The organism is Quadrisphaera sp. RL12-1S (assembly GCF_014270065.1).
Taxonomy (GTDB): domain Bacteria; phylum Actinomycetota; class Actinomycetes; order Actinomycetales; family Quadrisphaeraceae; genus Quadrisphaera.
In genome coordinates, this window is record NZ_JACNME010000002.1 from 509,879 (window position 1) to 526,223 (window position 16,345).

The window sequence follows — 16,345 nt, forward strand, 5'->3', positions numbered from 1 at the left end:
TGAGAAGCGGCCGGCCCTCGTCGTCGTCAGCCCTCAGCGCTGGGTGCCGGAGCGGCGCAGGTCCTCCTCCGGGGCGCCCGGGTCCTTGAGGAGCAGGAACAGGCCGCTGTAGGGGCTCAGCCACACGCTGAAGCTCAGCAGGTCGTCCACCCAGCCGATCTCACCCTCGTCGCGGGCGTCGAGCACCGCCATGCGCGGGGTGAAGTGCTGCGAGCGGACCGTGCCCTCGATGGTCTCGCCGGTGAAGTTCAGCACCGTGACCTGCAGCTGCGCCGAGCGGTTCGGGTCTCCACCGTCGAGGCGGTGCACCATGACCAGCATGCCGGGGTGGGCGACGGCGGGGACGTCCACCTGCGTGGCGGTGGCGATGCCGTGCTGGGCGCGCAGCGCCAGGAGCCCCTGCAGGCGCCGGGCGAAGGAGGCCTCGTCCGCCAGCTGCTCGGGCAGGGAGCCGTAGAGCACCCGGGCGCGCGGCATCCCACTGGCCGAGTGCGTGGCCTGCGGGTCGACGTCGAGCAGGTCGTGCGCGCCGCGCTCCACCCAGCGGGTGTCGCCGGTGTCGGTGAGGGCGGCCACCTGCTGGATCGGCACCGGCAGGGCCCCCACGAGGTCCCACCCGGACAGGGCGAACACCCCGGGCTGCCAGGCGTTGAACATGGCCAGCAGCAGGTGCGCCCGCCGGATCATCTCGACGTCGTCGTCGCCGATCTCCTCCAGCGTCCGGTGCCCGCGGGTCGCGGCGATCACCGAGGCGGTGGTGCACGCGATGCCGTTGGTGGTGAAGACGTGGTTGTAGTCCGCGGCCTCACCGGTGATGCCGCGCAGCAGGTCGCCGCGCACGGCCTCGGCCAGCTCGGCGCCGGTGGTGGGGCGGCCCCGGAAGAGGTACTCGTCGTTGGTGTGCGCGGTGGCCCAGTGGACCAGCTCGTAGGTGAGCTCGTCGTGGTTCTGCATGCCGTGCACCAGGGACGCCGGGTCTACTCCCACCTCCAGGGAGGTGCGCAGCGTCAGGCGCAGGAACTCGGTGTCCCCGGTGACCAGGGCGTGCTGGTAGGCGGGGCGGTTGACGAAGTCGTACGACAGGTCCGCGCCCACGCGGCCGGTGTCGCGGATGTCCTCGATGCCGAGGTTCAGCTCCTGGAAGGTGAACCCGCCCACCTTGCGCACGGTGCTGGCGATGACGTGGTTGGCCGCCTCCGACAGCGGGTGGCCCTCCGACCACGCCGGGCCGCCGCCACCGGACTTCTCCACCCCGAGGAAGCCGTTGGCGTCCAGGCGCAGCGCGCTGGTGCCCAGCTCGGCCAGGGAGTGCAGCGCGTCGCCGATGACCAGGCGCATGCCCGCGAACGTCGGGTCGAGCCAGTTGATGGAGGGCTGGCCCTGCTTGAAGTAGTGCAGGTACACCCAGCGCCGCACCTGGCCGTCCACCCCGGTGACCTCGGCGGTGGCGCTCCAGTTGGTCTCCTTGACGCCCGGCGCGTAGAAGATCACGCGCTGCAGCGCGCCGATGATGTAGCCGGCGTCGGCCAGGCGGGCCTCGGTGATGGCGTCGAGGTTGACCGCGTCGCGGCCGGCCGGCACGTCGGGGAGCAGGTGCCAGTCCTCCCGGGGGATCTCCACCATGTGGTAGATGCCGGGGTAGTCGCCGTGGCCCATCTCCGCCAGGCGGAAGTCGGCGCCCTTGCCCGTGTGGCCGGGGACGATGTCGTCGATGACGGAGCCGCCGTGGGCGTCGGCCACCTCGCACACGCCGCGGAACTCGTCCTCGGTGCCGAAGAGCGGGTCGATCTGGGTGCTGATCCTGTCGAAGTGCCCGTCGACGCTGGGGGTCTCCTCCCAGCCGGTGATGCCGCCGGCCTTCTTCACCGGGCCGGTGTGGATGCCGTCGATGCCGATCTCCTCGAAGGCGCTCCACAGGCGCTCGTCGGCCACCGAGGCCAGGAACGACTCCCCCTGGCGGGTGATGAGGGAGATCGGGTACGCGGTGAACCACACCGACGCCGTGGCGACCGCGCGCCGCGCGTCGGGGCGGGCGTAGGGGTTGCGCCACATGGCGGGGGTGCCGGACAGCTGCCGGCTCAGGCCCTCGGCGTCGGCCAGCATCGACTGCTGCACGAGCCAGGCCACGTAGGCCGGGTTGGTGCCGTCCGCGGTGCGGCGGTGCGTCGCCCGACCGCGCCGCACCTCCAGCTGGGCGGCCGGGCGCAGCCGGCGCGGACGGGCCGGGTAGCGCTGCTCGTCGTAGGTGATGTCGCTGGGCTCACCGCCCTCCTCGACGGCGGAGATGCCCGTCGGGGTGGCGGCGGGGACGACGAGCGGGCGCGGCGCGACGACGACCTCCTCGCGCAGCACCCCCGCCAGCCCGGCGCCGGCGACGACGATGCGGGCGCGCTCCCACGGGCGCTGCTCGGCGATGAAGGGCAGCTCCTCGGCCTGCCACTCGTGCCAGAACCGCGTGGCGGCCTCGCGCTCGCCGTTGACGCCGAGGGCGACGTCCCTGTCGATGCCGAGGCGCTCCGCCTCGGCCGGGTCTGACTGCACCCACAGGACGACGTCGACGTGGTCGGCGAGCTCGCGGCGACCGGCGCCGACGCCCTCGAGGAACAGCCACCGCGTGCCCTCCGGCACGTCCAGGGTGCCCTCTCGGCCGTGCTCGGCCCACGCCGGCGGGCGGAAGCTCACCGCCTGCCCGTCCCGGGCCGGCTGGAGCACGCCCTCGACGAGCAGGTCGGTCCAGTCGAAGAAGCCGTGGTGCCAGGCGATGTCGTCGGTGCGCACGAGCACCCCGTCCTCCACGGCGGCGAGCAGCCGGTCCGCGAGCGCCGACTTGCCGCTGCCACCGCGCCCGTCCACGGCCACCACGCGCGGACGGTCGGCCGGCACGTCGGCCGAGTGCTCCAGCAGCGCCACGAGCCCGGACAGCGGCACCTGCCGCCACGGGCCCGCCAGGGGCTCGCCGTCGGGGAGCACCACCCCGGTGGGGACCACCTGGGTGGCGTCGGAGCTCGTCTCGGGGTCGGGAAGGGCCTGGTCGTCGGAGGGCGCCGTCAGCACGGCTGACCACGCTACCCATGCGCGGGGGCAGCGGCGCGCGGAGATCCGAGCCCGGTCGGCAGGGCGCCGACGCCCGGGGTCGGGATGAGCGGTCGCAGGCCCTCCCCCGGTGGTCTCGCAGCGGACCGGGAGGCCCTGCGCAGGTGATCACGAGGTGCTCTTCAGCATCCGCCGCCGTCCCCCGCGAGGGACACCTCCCCGCTGCGACGACTTCACCAGACGATCACCTCAGGGCCTCCCACGGGTCCCCCGGCTGCCGCAGCGTCCTCCTGGCCCCGGGGAGTCCGACCGGCTGCCCGACCGGCTGGCAGCACCGGACCGCTCGCAGCAGCAGGAGGAGGAGGGTCGATGGACCGCACGAGGACGCGGCGCCCGGCGCGGGACGTGCAGCGATGACGGCGCTGACCGAGCGCCCAGCGCCACCGCGCCGGCAGGCGCTGCGCCGCAGGAGCCGCCGCGAGGCCCTGTGGTTCTGGGCACTGGCCGGTCCCAACGTGCTGCTCATCCTCGTGTTCACCTACCGGCCCCTGATCTCCAACGCCTACTACTCGACGCTGGACTGGACGCTCGGCTCGCCGACCGCCACCCCGGTGGGGCTGGGCAACTACGTGGAGTTCTTCACCTCGGGCAGCGCCGGCCCCGTGCTGACGACCACGGCGGTCTTCGGCGTCGCCACGGTCGGCGGATCGATGCTCCTGGGACTGCTCCTGGCCCTCGCGCTCAACACGAAGGTCACTGGCAGCGGCCTGGCCCGCGCTGCCGTGTTCTCCCCCTACGTGCTGTCCGGGGTGGGTGTCGGACTCGTCTGGCTGTTCATCATGGACCCGGTCATCGGGGTCCTCGGTGCCGTGCTCCGCGCGTTCGGCGGGTCCAGCCCCGCCTGGTTCAACGACCCGCACCTCACCCTGACGATGGTCGTCGTCGTCTACGTCTGGAAGAACCTCGGCTACGCGGCTGTCGTCTACCTGGCCGGGCTGCAGTCCATCGACCCGGACGTGCTCGAGGCCGCCGCCCTCGACGGCGCCGGCCCCGTGCGGCGGCTGGTGTCCGTCGTGGTGCCGCTGCTGTCGCCCACGACGTTCTTCCTGCTCGTCACCACGGCGCTCAGCTCCCTGCAGGCCTTCGACCTCCTCAAGGTGATGAGCCCGCTCGGGCGCGGCACGGACACCCTCGTGTACGAGTCGTACCTGCAGGCCTTCGAGGGCTCCAACCGGGCCGGCTACTCCGCCGCCCTCTCGACGGTGCTCTTCGTGCTGCTCGCGGGCCTGACCCTCTTCCAGCTGCTGGTCCTCGAGAAGCGGGTGCACTACCGGTGAGCACCACCACCTCCCCCCACCACGTCCCCGGCAGCCCGGCCGGAGGGGCGCCCCCCGCGCCGCAGACCTCGCCCGACGCACAGGGGGCCCTGCCCCGGCGGTCACGGCACCGGCTGCGCCGGGCGCTGCGCACCGTCGCGGTCGGCTACCTGCCGGTGTGGCTGTCCACGCTGGTCGTGGTGCTGCCACTGCTGTGGATGGTGCTCTCCTCGGTCAAGACGCCCGCAGAGCTCATCAGCCAGACCCCGCAGCTGCTGCCCGCCCACCCCTCGCTGCACAACTACGTCACCGCAGCGGACCGGGTGCCCTTCCCGCGCTTGTTCGTCAACTCCATCATCGTGACGACGGTCGGCGCCGGCCTCAAGGTCGTGCTGGCGGTGTGCTGCGCCTACGCCCTCGTCTTCGTGAGGTTCCGGTTCTCGCGCGCGGTGTTCTTCCTGGTGCTGGCCACGCTCATGGTGCCCTCCCAGGTCTCCCTGCTGCCCAACTTCGTGCTCGTCAGCAGCCTGGGCGGTCAGGACACCTACTGGGGGATCATCCTCCCCGGGCTCGGCAGCGGGTTCGGCGCCTTCCTGCTGCGCCAGCAGTTCCTCTCCGTGCCCCCCTCGCTGCTGGAAGCCGCTGAGCTGGACGGCGCCGGGCACTGGCGGCGACTCACGCGGATCATCGTCCCGGTCTGCGCACCGGCGATCGCCACGGTGACCCTCGTCAGCATCGTCTACGAGTGGAACGAGTACCTCTGGCCGCTGGTCATCGTCTCCGAGCCCAGCATGATGACGCTCCCCGTGGGCCTGACCCTGCTGCAGAACAGCGAGAGCGGAGCGGCCGCCTACGGCGTGCTGATGGCCGGGACCGTGCTGGTCATCGTCCCGGTGCTCGTCGTGTTCACCGCCTTCCAGCGGTACATCGTCGCGGGTCTCGCGCAGGGCGCCGTCAAGGAATGACCCGCTCCGCGGCTCGCCCTCGACCGCGACCGCGCCCTCCAGCCCCCCGGACACCCCGGGCCCTGTCACCACCCCCCGTCACCCAGCCACGAGGAGACCCCTGTGCTCTCGCCCCTGTCCCACCCCCTCGACCGACGCCGGTTCCTCGGCCTGGCCAGCCTCGGCGTGGCCGCCACCGCGCTGACCGCCTGCGCCGGCCCCAGCACCAGCGGAGCCGCCCCAGGCGCCGCAGCGTCCAGCTCCAGCAGCGTCGACTGGGCCTCGGTGAAGCCCGCAGCGACCATCCAGTTCTGGTCGAGCAACCCCGGCTCCTCCCAGCAGGTGACCCAGCAGATCGTCGACGCGTACAACGCGTCCCAGAGCGCCACCAAGGTCACGCTGGTCACCGCCGGGGCCAGCTACGAGGACATCGCCGCCAAGTTCCAGACGGCCCAGGCCAGCGGGCAGCTGCCGGACCTCATGGTGCTCTCCGACGTCTGGTGGTTCCGCTACTTCCTCCAGGGCTCCATCACCCCGCTCAACGACCTGCTCGAGGCCGCGGAGGTGCAGACGTCGGACTACCGGAAGACCTTCCTCGACGACTACTCCTACGCCGGCTCCACGTGGGCGGTGCCGTGGGCGCGCTCCACGCCGCTCTTCTACTACAACAAGGACCACTGGAAGGCCGCAGGCCTGCCGGACCGCGCTCCCGCCACGTGGCAGGAGCTGGCGGAGTGGGCCCCGAAGCTGCAGGCCGCGGGCCTGGGCACGCAGCACGCCTACCAGCTTCCCGCCGTCGCGGGCTACGCCGGCTGGACGCTGCAGAACAACCTGTGGGGCTGGGGCACCGGGTGGAGCCAGAAGGACTCCTTCACCATCACCTGCGACTCCTCCGCCGCCCAGCAGGCGCTGCAGTTCCTCCAGGACGCCGTCTACAAGGACCGCTGGGCCGGTGTGGCCAGCACCTCGGCCATCACCGACCTCACCGCCAAGGCCGTGAGCGCGACCACCTCCTCCACCGGGGACCTGCGCACCGCTCTCAAGGCGGGGACCATCGACCTCGGCGTCGGCTTCCTGCCGGGTGGGCCGGCGGCCACCGAGCCCGTCTGCCCCACCGGTGGCGCGGGCCTGGCCATCCCCAGCGGCATCGACCCGGGGCGCCAGCTGGCCGCGATGCAGTTCATCAAGTTCCTCACGTCCCCGGAGAACACCGTGACGTTCTCCGACGCCACCGGCTACATCCCGGTGCGGACGTCTGCCGACACCACGCAGCTGCTCACCACGACGCCCCAGCTCAAGACTGCGATCGACCAGCTGTCCCTTACCCGGCCCCAGGACTGGGCGCGGGTGTTCCTCCCCGGCGCCGACCAGGAGATGGGCAAGACCGCCGCCGCGGTCTTCACCGGCCAGGCCGACGTCGCCAGCTCGCTGAGCCAGCTGAAGGCGACCCTCGAGGGGATCTACACGCGCGACGTGGAGCCGAAGCTGAAGAAGTGACCTCCGCCGCCGCTCGGCGCTGAGCGCCGCTCGTCCCGGTCCGACCACTGCGGCGGACCGGGACGGGTGCGCCCGTCATCGCGGCAGGCCCTCGCGCAGCAGGCGGACCACCTCGGAGACGAACTCCGCGCGGCGGGCGCCGTCGCCGTCCAGGACGGCCTGGACCTCCTCGGCGAGGTGGGGCAGCTGGTGCGGCGCCACCGGGTGGCCGGGGTGGTCGCTGAGGCTCCCGTGGATGCGGCTGGGCCACTCGCGCCCGATCGCGTGCGCCAGCACCACGGGGATCCGCGAGTGGTGGCGGTGCTCCTCGTGGCGCCACGGCTCGCTGGCGGCGGCGAGCAGGCGCAGCTGCTCGTGCAGGTCCAGGGACGCCAGCTCCGGTGCGGTGCTGACGGCGCTGACGAGCTGGTGCACGACCGGCTCGGCAGCGCCGCTGACCGCCACCGCGCCGAGTGCGGCGGGGGCGCCGGTGCTGGTGCCGCTCGCTGTGCTCACGGCAGCCGCCTCAGCCCTTGAAGGCGTCCTTCGCCTTCTCCACGTTCTGGCGCTGGGCGCCCATGGCCTGGTCCTTCTGGCCCTGCGCGGTCAGCTCGGCGTCGTCGGTCTTCTTGCCGACGGCCTCCTCGACCTTGCCCACGGTCTGCTGCACGACGTTCTTGGCCTTGTCCACTGCGGACACGTCAGCCTCCACTCCTCGAAGGTCGCCGGCGGACGCCGGCGCTCCCGACGCTAGGTAGGTCGCGTCCGACACGCTCGCCGAGGGCGGCCCGGGCGGCTGAGGGCCATCTCACACCCGCTCGACTGGCGCAGCGCGCCTCCCGCTGGGTGGCGCTGGCCGGCCGGGTCAGGAGGGGGCGGGTGGGCGCAGTGCCGTGAACCGGGTGGTGCGGCGCAGGTGGAAGCCGAGCTGCTCGTACAGGCGGATGGCCCCCGTGTTCTCCGCTGAGGCGTGCAGGAAGGGCACCTCGCCGCGCGTCCGGACCCCGTGGGCCACCGCGTGCACGAGCCGCGTGCCCAGCCCCTGCCCGCGCCAGGCGGCGTCGGTGCACACGGCGCTGATCTCCACGGCCCCCGGTGGGTGCAGCCGCTCCCCCGCCATCGCCACGAGCCGTCCCGCGCGGCGGATGCCGAGGTAGGTGCCCATCGCCAGGGTCCGCTCGAAGAACGGGCCGGGCCGGGTCCGCTCCACCAGGGCGAGCGCCTCGGCGACGTCGGCGGGGTCGGTGACGTCCAGCACCACGGCCTCCGGGTCGGGCGCCGACGCGACGGCATCGGTGGCGACCATCTGCACGCCGGGGATGTCGACGAGCGCGGTCCAGCCCGGCGGGGGCTCGGGGACGTCGCCGGTGAGCAGCAGGACGCCGTCAGCTCCCACGAGGGCCGCGGCGTCCGCCCAGTCGCCCGGCGCCGGGTCCTCGGGGAGGGAGGAGAACTGCGCGACGTCGGCGGGGTAGGTCACCACGCGGCCGCGCCGCACCGCCAGCCCCGCGTGGGGGCCGTGCAGGGCGTTCCACACCGACCTGTCGAGCTGGTCGAGCGGGTCGAGCGCCGAGGAGGCCGCGGTCACCGCCTCCCCCACTCGGCGGCCAGCAGCTCGTAGGAGCGGACGCGGGCGGCGTGGTCGTGGGTGGTGGTGGTGATGAGCAGCTCGTCGGCGCCGGTGGCGTCGCGCAGGCGCTCCAGGCCCTCCGCGACGGTCCGCGCCGACCCCACGAAGCGCGTCGCGAGCCGGTCGCGGACCAGCGCGTCGTCGTCGGCGCTCCAGTGCTCCGGCGAGGTGAGCTCGGCGGCCTCGTCGGGCGTCGGGTAGGGGATGGCCCCGGCGGCGGTGCGGATGGAGCGCACCCAGGGCCCGTAGCCGGCGGCCAGGTGCTCGGCCTCGGCGCCGGTCTCGGCGACGACGACGTCAGCGGACACCGCCAGGTGCGGCCGCGCCAGACCGTGCGCGCCCTCGGAGGGGCGGAAGGCGGCCCGGTACGCGCGGGCGGCGTCGAGGACGCCCTGCGGGGCCACGTGGTAGTTGGCGCCGAACCGCAGCCCGCGCTCGCCCGCCACCGCGGCGGTGGTGCCGCCGGTGCTGCCGAACAGCCACACCTGCAGGTCGGCGCCGGTGCCGGGGTGCGCCTGGAGCGGAACTCCGGACGACGACGTGAAGGTGCCGGCGAGGAGGTCGAGCACCGTGTCGACCTGCTCACCGAAGGAGGGGCCGCCGGAGGCCGGCGGCGGGACGAGCTCGGGGACCGCCGCGAACCGCGCCGAGGTGAGGATCGGCGCGAGCGGGAACGGACCGGGGATGCGCACGCCGTCGACCACCGTCCCGGCGGCCTGCTCGGGGGTGGGCGGCGGAGGCGGCGCCGGCAGCGATCCGTCGGGCCCGCGCGGCGGACCGCCGGGCCTGCCGAGGCCGAGGTCGACGCGGCCGGGGTGCACGGCGTCGAGGAGGGCGAAGTCCTCCACGGCGGACAGCACCGTGCGGTGGCCGGTCTGCAGCGCGGCCGACCCGAGGCGGATCGTGCTCGTCCGCCCAGCCACGAGGGCCAGGACGACCGCGGGCGAGACGCCCACCACGCCGGGGTTGAGGTGGTGCTCGGCCACCCAGTAGCGGGCGTACCCGAACCGCTCCGCGGACTCGGCGAGGTCGGCGCTGTTGGCCAGCGCCTGCGCGGCCGAGCCGCCCGAGGGGACGGGCGTCAGGTCGAGGACCGCCAGCGGCGTGCTCACGCGCGGGCCCCCGTCGTCGTCAGGGGTCGCAGGCCGAGGTGGTCGCGCAGGGTGGTGCCCTCGTACTCGGTGCGGTGCACGCCGCGCTCCTGCAGGATCGGCACCACCCGGTCGACGAACGGGTCCAGGCCTCCCGGCGTGAGGTGGGGCACGAGGATGAACCCGTCGGAGGCCTCCGCCTCCACGAGGTGCTGGACCTGGTCGGCCACGGTGACCGGCGACCCGACGAAGGTCTGCCGCGCGGTCTGCTCGATCATCAGCTCGCGGATCGACAGGCCCTCCGCCTCGGCGCGCTCGCGCCACGCCCTCGCCGTGGCCAGCGGGTCGCGGTGCATCCGGACGCTGGCGCGGCCCTGGCTCATCACCTGCTCGCCGACCACGGGGTCGACGTCGGGCAGCGGGCCGTCGGGGTCGAGGTGCGACAGGTCGCGGTTCCACACCTGCTCGAGGAAGACGATGGCGGTGGCGCCGCTGACCTGCGCGCGGCGCACCTCGCGGGCCAGCTCCTCGGCCTCGGCGTCGGTGTCGCCGAGCACGAAGGTGGCGGCGGGCAGCACGAGCAGGTCGTCGCGCTGGCGCCCGTGCTTCGCCAGCCGGGCCTTGACGTCGGCGTAGAACGGCCTGCCCTCCTCCAGCGTCGCGTGGCGGCTGAAGATGGCGTCGGCGTGCTCGGCGGCGAACTCCCGGCCCTCCTCGGAGTCACCGGCCTGGAAGACGACCGGCCGACCCTGGGGGCTGCGGGGCACGGTGGTGTGCCCGGCGATGTCGAAGAACGCGTCGCGGTGGGAGAACGCCCCGGGCCCGGGGGCTCGCAGGAACCGGCCGGTGGCCTGGTCGGCGAGGACCTCGTCACCCCGCCAGGAGTCGAACAGCTCCAGCGCCGTCTCCAGGAAGGAGCGGGCGCGGTCGTAGCGCTGGTCCGCCCCAAGGAAGCCGCCGCGGCGGAAGTTCTCCCCCGTGAACGCGTCCCAGCTGGTGACGACGTTCCACGCCGCCCGACCGTCGGAGAGGTGGTCGAGGGTGGCGAACTGGCGTGCCACCTCGTACGGCTCGTTGAACGTCGAGTTGATCGTCCCGGTGAGCCCGAGGTGCGTGGTGACGCCGGCGAGCGCCGCGAGGATGGTGAAGGTGTCGGGGCGGCCGACCACGTCGAGGTCGTAGATGCGTCCGGCGTGCTCGCGCAGCCGCAGCCCCTCCGCGAGGAACATGAAGTCGAGCTTCCCGCGCTCGGCGGTCTGCGCGAACCTGACGAACGAGTCGGGGTCGATGTGGCTGCCCGCGGCGGGGTCGGACCACACGGTGGTGTTGTTGACACCGGGGAAGTGCGCCGCGAGGTGCACCTGGCGCTTGCTCATCTGCTGACCCCCTGGGCGTAGCGGTTGGCGGGACGCGGCAGGCCGAGGCGCTCGCGCAGGGTCGTCCCGGCGTACGCGGTGCGGAAGGCGCCGCGGCGCTGAAGCTCGGGCACGAGCTGGCGGGTGATCGCCCGCAGGTCGTCGGGGAGGACGGCGGGCCGCAGCCGCAGCCCGTCCAGCCCCGCTTCCCGCCACGCCAGGGCCAGGTCGGCGAGCTCGCCGGGCGTTCCCGCGAAGACCAGCGCGTCGCTGGTCTGCGCCAGGGGCGCCCCGGCGGTCCCGTCGAGGCGGGCCAGCCGCTCCGCTGCGGCCCCCGGGCGGGGGTCGAGGACGACGACGACGTCGCCGAGCAGGCGCAGCGGCTGGTCGCCGAGCCCGTCCGGCCAGGCCGGCTGGACCTCGCGCTCGTCGCGGACGGCCGCGACGAGGCGGCGCGCGTCGTCGTGGGGGGTGAGGAAGCCCAGGTCAGCGCAGCGCGCGACGAACCGGTGCGCCACGGGCACGTGGGACAGGGCCGCCACGAGCGGCTGGCCCTGCGGCGGGCGCTGGGTGATGGCCGGGCCGCGCACGGAGAAGTGCGGGCCGGAGAAGTCGATGGGGTGGAGCTTGGCGGCGTCGACGAACCGGCCGGTGGCGACGTCGCGGATCTCGGCGTCGTCCTCCCAGGAGTCCCAGAGGCGGCGGAGCACCTCCACCCAGTCACGGGCCTCGTCGAGGGCGTCGGGCAGGTCGGGAGCGGGGCGGCGGCCGAACTGGGCGGCCTCGTCGGGGCTCAGGGAGACCTGCACGCGCACCCCAGCGCGCCCGCGGGTGGCGTGGTCGAGCGTGGCGACGGCCTTGGACAGGTGGAACGGCTCGGTGTGCGTGGCCGTGGCGCTCGGCACGAGGCCGATGTGCTCGGTGACCAGCGCGAGCCGCGCCGCGAGGAGCACGGCGTCGAGGCGGCCCACCACCACGTCCGTGCGGTCGGCGGACTGCACGCGCAACGCGTCCTCGATGGTCACCAGGTCGAGCAGACCTGCCTCGGCCTCGCGGACGAGGTCGGTCCAGTAGGCCGCGGTGAACAGGTCGCGCGGACGGGCGGTGGGCTCGCGCCAGGCGGCGGGGTGCCACCCCGCGCCGTCCAGCGCGAGGGCGAGGTGCAGGTGCTGCGTGCTCACGCCGTGCTCAGCCCCGGCGGGGGCGGGCTTGTTCCAGCGCCCCTCACGCGGCGGCGGCCGCTGCCGCGGGCTCGCCGAGGCGGTCGCGCAGGTCGGCGCCGCGGTAGGAGCGGCGGAAGGCCCGGCGGCGCTGCAGCTCGGGCACCAGGCCGCGGGTCACGCCCCGGACGTCCCGTGCCGGGTCGACCGGGTGCAGCCGCAGGCCTGCCAGCCCAGCGGCCCGCCAGCCCAGGGCCAGGTCCGCGAGCTGCCCGGGGGTGCCGGCGAAGACGCGCGCGCCCTCGGGTGCGGTGCTCGGCGCCTCCCCGGTCGAGCGCTCCCAGCGCTGCCGGGCGCGGGCGGAGCTGTCGTCGATGACGACGACGAGGTCCCCGAGCAGGTGGCGGGGCGCGCCGGCGCTGCGGGCCGCGGCCACCAGCTGCTGGGCGTCCACCGTGGTGCGCGGCGTCACGAAGCCGAGGTCGGCGGCGTCCGCGGGCAGCGCGCGGTGGTCGCGACCGCCGCGTCCGGGCAGAGCCACGACGGGCAGGCGACTGCCGGCCGGCCAGCTGCGGCGCACCGCCTGCACCCAGCCCTGCTCGTCGGCGGGCACCGGGACCCGCAGGAGCACCCCGGCGCGGCCGGGGGCGGTGGTGTGGAGCTCGTGGACGGCGCGGGCGATGGTCCACGGCTCGGTGCGCCCGGCGTGCACGGTGGGCAGCAGCCCGACGGTGCGCGTGGCCGCGGCCAGCCGGACGGCGGCCAGGACGGCGCCGACCCCGCCGCCGAGGCCGCTGCCAGCCTCGTCGGGAGCGCGGTCCTCGGGCGCGTCGAGGGTGACGAGGTCGAGCAGGCCGACCTCGGCCTCGCGGACGTGGTGGACCAGCTCGGCGGTGGTGGCTGCGGCGGTGCCGGCTGAGGGGAGGCTCGGTCGGGCGCCGTCGAGGGCGAGCGCCAGCTGGATCTGCGACACGGGTGGACCTCTTCCGCCCCGGACGGGGCCTCGCGCTTACCGGCCTCCGCTGGCAGCGGGGTCCGGTCGGGTCGTCACCTGGGGCACCCCGCCGCAGAGCGAGGGTTGCCGGTCAGCTAGCCAGGGCTTGTCGCTGACGCTCATGACCTGTGGGACTGGTGGAACGTGTGGTGCGGGACGAGCGTGACGGATCGGGTGCCGGCCCGTCAAGGGCGGACTCACGGGCCGGCCCGGCAGATCGCGGTGGCGGCCCCCGACCGTCACGCGAGGGTGTTCACGCTCAGGACCGCGGTGAGTTCGTCGTCGAGGCGCTGCCGGTCGCGGTGGGCCCGGTGCTCGTGGCGCGCGTCCTCAGCCCGCGGCCTGGTGGTGAGCTCCACGCTGTCAGCGACGGGCTGGGCGAGGTGCTGCGCGTCCGGCTCTGAGGCCCGCGGGGTGCGCGGGGTGCGCGCCTGTGACGCCGCCTCGGTCTGGCGCTGCTCACGGACCAGAGCCGCCTGGGCCTGCGCCAGCGCACCGCCGGCGAAGTCCACCGCCGCCTGGTCGATCTTCATGACCTGGGCGTCGGCGCGCTGCAGGGCGTCCGTCCGCAGCCGCTCCACGGCCTGCGCGTACGCCTTCTGCGCCCGCTGCACGGCTTGTTCGGCGGGGGTTCCGCTGGCCGCGCCGCCGCGGCCGGGCAGGCGCAGCGACCCGGCCGAGATGGCCTGTGCGCTCATCGCCGTCGGTCCTCCTCGCCGGTGGTCGGTGCGGGAGCGGGCTGCTCCCGTCCGTGATCCGCATCGGCGGCCGACGCCGCCGCTGCGGGCGCCGGCCGGCCGATCACCCGGCCGGACGCACACCACAGTCGTCGTGAGCCCCGGGGGGACGGGCTCAGGAGGAGACGACGCCGCGCACGCGGTGGCCCGTGGCGATCGACTCCCCCGAGATCGCGGCGGTGCGCGGGGAGAGGAGGAAGGTGACGAGGTCGGCGATCTGGTCCGGGCTGGACTCACCGCCGCGACCGGGCTGCACCTCGGCGGCCGGGGTGGGGGTGACGGTGCCGGGGCTGACGGTGTTCACCGTGACGCCCGTGCCGGCGACCGCGTCGGCGAGGTTCTTGGCCACCACGATGAGCGCCGCGTTGCGGACCGCGCCGGTGGTGTTGCCGGTGAGGAAGGCGTTCTGCCCGCTGATGCCCACCACGCGCCCGTAGCCGGCCGCGCGCATCACCGGCAGCGCCGCGGTGGCCAGGCGGAGGAAGACGACGGCCTTCGCGTCGAACGCCTCCAGCACCTGGGCCGGGTCGTCGTTGCGGGAGGCGTCCAGGGTCTGCGCGCTGGGCGCGGCCGTGACCACGAGGCCGTCGAGCCGGCCGTGCCGGGCCAGGACGGCCTCGACGGCAGCGGCCGCCGAGGCGTCGTCGCGGGCGTCGAGGCGCAGGCGGGTGCCGGCGTCGTCGGGGTCGGTGGAGCGGGAGGCGACCACGGCGGTGGCGCCCTCCTCGGTCAGCCGCCGCACCACGGCGGAGCCGATGAGCCCCCGCCCACCGACGACGAGCACGACGCGTCCACGCAGGTCCAGGTCCACGGGTGAAGGCTCAGCCAGGCGACGGCGCCGCGCCAGCCGAGGCGACGGCGCCCTGCACCCGCCGCCCCGCGCGCGCACCCCACCAGGGCCCTCCGGCCCTGTGCCGCCCGTCAACCACTGCCTACGGTCAGTCACATCCCCAGGTCACGGCGTGGTGCACCCCGCGCTGCGACCCCGACGCACTCCGGCAGAGCGGAGCGACCATGACCACCTCGACCCTCGAGGCGTCCGGACCACGCCCGCTGCTGGCGGTGGCGGTGGCGGTCCACCCACCCGCCGGCGGCGTCTCGCTCTGCGTCGTGACGCTCGTGGGGGACCTGGACCTCGTGTCCGCTCCCCGGCTCCGACGCGCCACCGAGGAAGCGCTGCCGGACGACCGCCAGGCAGCGGGCGTCCGCGACGTGGTGGTGGACCTGACCGACGTCGGCTTCGTCGACTCCGCCGGCCTCGGAGCGCTCCTCACCGCGCTGCGCCGCACCACCGTCCGCGGCGGACGGTTCGCGGTGGTCGGCGCCAGCGAGCAGGCGAGGCGGCTGCTCACCCTCACCGGCGTGCACCGCGTCATCTCCCTGCACGCCACCCTGGCCGAGGCCGTCAAGGCCCGGGAAGCTCGAGGCTGACCGGGCCGGTCCCGCCGGCCAGGGCCCGCCGGTAGCGCCGGCGGTACACGCGCCGGGCCACCAAAGCGCCATCCTGCCGATCATCTGACGGGCGCGGTGAGCGGATCCGGTGCCTGGCGGCTGCGGCCGGTGTCGCTGGCGACGGCGAAGCCCTCGCGCACCCAGTACTCGTAGCCGCCGACGAGCTCCTTCACGCAGCCGTAGCCGGCTCGCGCGAGCGCCAGCCCCGCGCGGGTGCTGCCGTTGCAGCCGGGGCCCCAGCAGTAGACGACCACATCGGCGTCGGGGTCGGGGGCGTGCTCGCCGATGCGGTCGGTGAGCTCGGCGAGGGGGATGTGCACGGCGCCGGGGATGCGGCCGGCCGCCCACCCGGCGGCGGAGCGGACGTCGACGACGAGCGGCGCCGCACCGGAGGCGCGGGCGTGGGCGAGGTCGGCAGGGTCGGTCTGGTGGGCGAGGCGCGCGGCGAAGAAGTCGGCGGCGGAGGTCGCGGGGCTGGTCATGACGTCCATGGAAGCGGGGTGGCGCTGCGCTGGACAGGGGTGTTCCACGGCGGTTGAGCCCTTGCGCCGTGGATCCGCTGGCATCCTGGCCTGCGTGCCGTCGAACCCGCAGATCGTGCTGGACGCCGTCGACCGGGGCGTCGTGGAGGCCCTCCAGAAGGACGGGCGGATGAGCGTCGCGGACCTCGCCCGGGCGGTGAACCTCTCCCCCAGCGCGACCGCGGACCGGCTGCGCCGGCTGACCGACCTCGGCGTCATCACCGGGTACACCGCGGTGGTCGACCCGGAGGCGCTCGGCTACGCCGTGCAGGCGTTCGTGCGGCTGGCGTACCCGAGCGGCAACTACAAGCCGTTCCACGACCTGCTCGCCGTGCTGCCCGAGGTGGTGGAGGCGCACCACGTCACCGGTGACGACTGCTTCATCCTCAAGGTGCTCGCCCGCAGCATGCGCGACCTGGAGCGCATCACCGGGAAGCTGGCGACGCTCGGCGGCATCACCACGAGCGTCGTCTACTCGAGCCCGCTGCCCCGCCGGGACCTCACGCCCGCCTGACCGCCCCCACCCCGTTGGCCCAGGGTGGCCCTGGTCCCCTGGGAGTGGACCAGGGCCACCCTGGGCCATGCCGGGAGCGGACCAGATCCACCCGGGGCAGGTGGACGACGACGAACGTCGGC

16 protein-coding genes and 1 riboswitch are annotated in these 16,345 nt (G+C 74.7%); of the genes, 5 read left to right on the forward strand and 11 right to left on the reverse strand.

Annotation, left to right across the window (positions count from 1 at the left end):
- Positions 1-33 precede the first annotated feature (33 nt).
- On the reverse strand, positions 34-2,286 hold the full coding sequence (gene treS / locus H7K62_RS05870; protein WP_370591639.1) for a maltose alpha-D-glucosyltransferase: 2,253 nt from the start codon (positions 2,284-2,286) through the stop codon (positions 34-36).
- 1,160 nt (positions 2,287-3,446) lie between these two features.
- On the opposite strand from treS, the gene H7K62_RS05875 reads away from it, so the two are divergent.
- The 3 genes from H7K62_RS05875 to H7K62_RS05885 all read left to right on the forward strand — a co-directional run bounded on the left by H7K62_RS05875 (position 3,447) and on the right by H7K62_RS05885 (position 6,790).
- Positions 3,447-4,370 (forward strand): carbohydrate ABC transporter permease, encoded by a 924-nt coding sequence (locus tag H7K62_RS05875; RefSeq protein ID WP_186716954.1) that lies wholly within the window; start codon positions 3,447-3,449, stop codon positions 4,368-4,370.
- 89 nt (positions 4,371-4,459) lie between these two features.
- On the forward strand, positions 4,460-5,314 hold the full coding sequence (locus H7K62_RS05880; RefSeq protein ID WP_370591640.1) for a carbohydrate ABC transporter permease: 855 nt from the start codon (positions 4,460-4,462) through the stop codon (positions 5,312-5,314).
- Positions 5,315-5,416: 102 nt separating this feature from the next.
- Positions 5,417-6,790 (forward strand): ABC transporter substrate-binding protein, encoded by a 1,374-nt coding sequence (locus tag H7K62_RS05885; protein ID WP_222437129.1) that lies wholly within the window; start codon positions 5,417-5,419, stop codon positions 6,788-6,790.
- 75 nt (positions 6,791-6,865) lie between these two features.
- Here the strand turns inward: H7K62_RS05885 and H7K62_RS05890 are convergent, their stop codons facing one another.
- The 9 genes from H7K62_RS05890 to H7K62_RS05930 form a co-directional block, all read right to left on the reverse strand.
- Entirely contained in the window at positions 6,866-7,285 is a 420-nt protein-coding gene (locus H7K62_RS05890; protein WP_186716955.1) for a hypothetical protein, read from the reverse strand.
- Between the two features lie 10 nt (positions 7,286-7,295).
- Entirely contained in the window at positions 7,296-7,469 is a 174-nt protein-coding gene (locus H7K62_RS05895) for a CsbD family protein (protein ID WP_186716956.1), read from the reverse strand.
- 165 nt (positions 7,470-7,634) lie between these two features.
- Positions 7,635-8,357, reverse strand: coding sequence for a GNAT family N-acetyltransferase (locus tag H7K62_RS05900; RefSeq protein WP_186716957.1), 723 nt, complete (start codon positions 8,355-8,357; stop codon positions 7,635-7,637).
- On the reverse strand, positions 8,354-9,511 hold the full coding sequence (locus tag H7K62_RS05905) for an LLM class flavin-dependent oxidoreductase (protein ID WP_186716958.1): 1,158 nt from the start codon (positions 9,509-9,511) through the stop codon (positions 8,354-8,356). The genes H7K62_RS05900 and H7K62_RS05905 overlap by 4 nt, the downstream gene beginning before the upstream one ends.
- Positions 9,508-10,866: an NtaA/DmoA family FMN-dependent monooxygenase gene (locus tag H7K62_RS05910; protein WP_186716959.1), complete on the reverse strand. Its 1,359-nt coding sequence runs from the start codon at positions 10,864-10,866 to the stop codon at positions 9,508-9,510. Before H7K62_RS05910 ends, H7K62_RS05905 begins: the two co-directional genes overlap by 4 nt.
- Positions 10,863-12,026 carry an LLM class flavin-dependent oxidoreductase gene (locus tag H7K62_RS05915; protein WP_186716960.1) on the reverse strand — a complete coding sequence of 388 codons (1,164 nt, stop codon included), beginning with the start codon at positions 12,024-12,026 and terminating at the stop codon, positions 10,863-10,865. Before H7K62_RS05915 ends, H7K62_RS05910 begins: the two co-directional genes overlap by 4 nt.
- Positions 12,027-12,069: 43 nt before the next feature.
- Positions 12,070-12,978 (reverse strand): hypothetical protein, encoded by a 909-nt coding sequence (locus H7K62_RS05920; protein WP_186716961.1) that lies wholly within the window; start codon positions 12,976-12,978, stop codon positions 12,070-12,072.
- A gap of 27 nt (positions 12,979-13,005) precedes the next feature.
- Positions 13,006-13,126: riboswitch (SAM riboswitch) on the reverse strand.
- 112 nt (positions 13,127-13,238) lie between these two features.
- Positions 13,239-13,697 (reverse strand): hypothetical protein, encoded by a 459-nt coding sequence (locus tag H7K62_RS05925; protein WP_186716962.1) that lies wholly within the window; start codon positions 13,695-13,697, stop codon positions 13,239-13,241.
- Positions 13,698-13,851: 154 nt separating this feature from the next.
- Complete coding sequence (locus H7K62_RS05930; RefSeq protein ID WP_186716963.1) at positions 13,852-14,547, reverse strand: SDR family NAD(P)-dependent oxidoreductase; 696 nt, start codon at positions 14,545-14,547, stop codon at positions 13,852-13,854.
- Positions 14,548-14,750: 203 nt separating this feature from the next.
- Here H7K62_RS05930 and H7K62_RS05935 point away from each other — a divergent pair, with 203 nt between their 5' ends.
- Positions 14,751-15,167: an STAS domain-containing protein gene (locus H7K62_RS05935; protein ID WP_186716964.1), complete on the forward strand. Its 417-nt coding sequence runs from the start codon at positions 14,751-14,753 to the stop codon at positions 15,165-15,167.
- An 80-nt stretch (positions 15,168-15,247) separates the two neighbouring features.
- Here H7K62_RS05935 and H7K62_RS05940 read toward each other — a convergent pair whose 3' ends face one another.
- A complete protein-coding gene (locus H7K62_RS05940; protein ID WP_186716965.1) occupies positions 15,248-15,679 on the reverse strand; it encodes a rhodanese-like domain-containing protein in 432 nt (143 codons plus the stop codon).
- Between the two features lie 85 nt (positions 15,680-15,764).
- Here H7K62_RS05940 and H7K62_RS05945 point away from each other — a divergent pair, with 85 nt between their 5' ends.
- Positions 15,765-16,223: an Lrp/AsnC family transcriptional regulator gene (locus tag H7K62_RS05945; protein WP_186716966.1), complete on the forward strand. Its 459-nt coding sequence runs from the start codon at positions 15,765-15,767 to the stop codon at positions 16,221-16,223.
- The last annotated feature ends 122 nt before the right edge of the window (positions 16,224-16,345 follow it).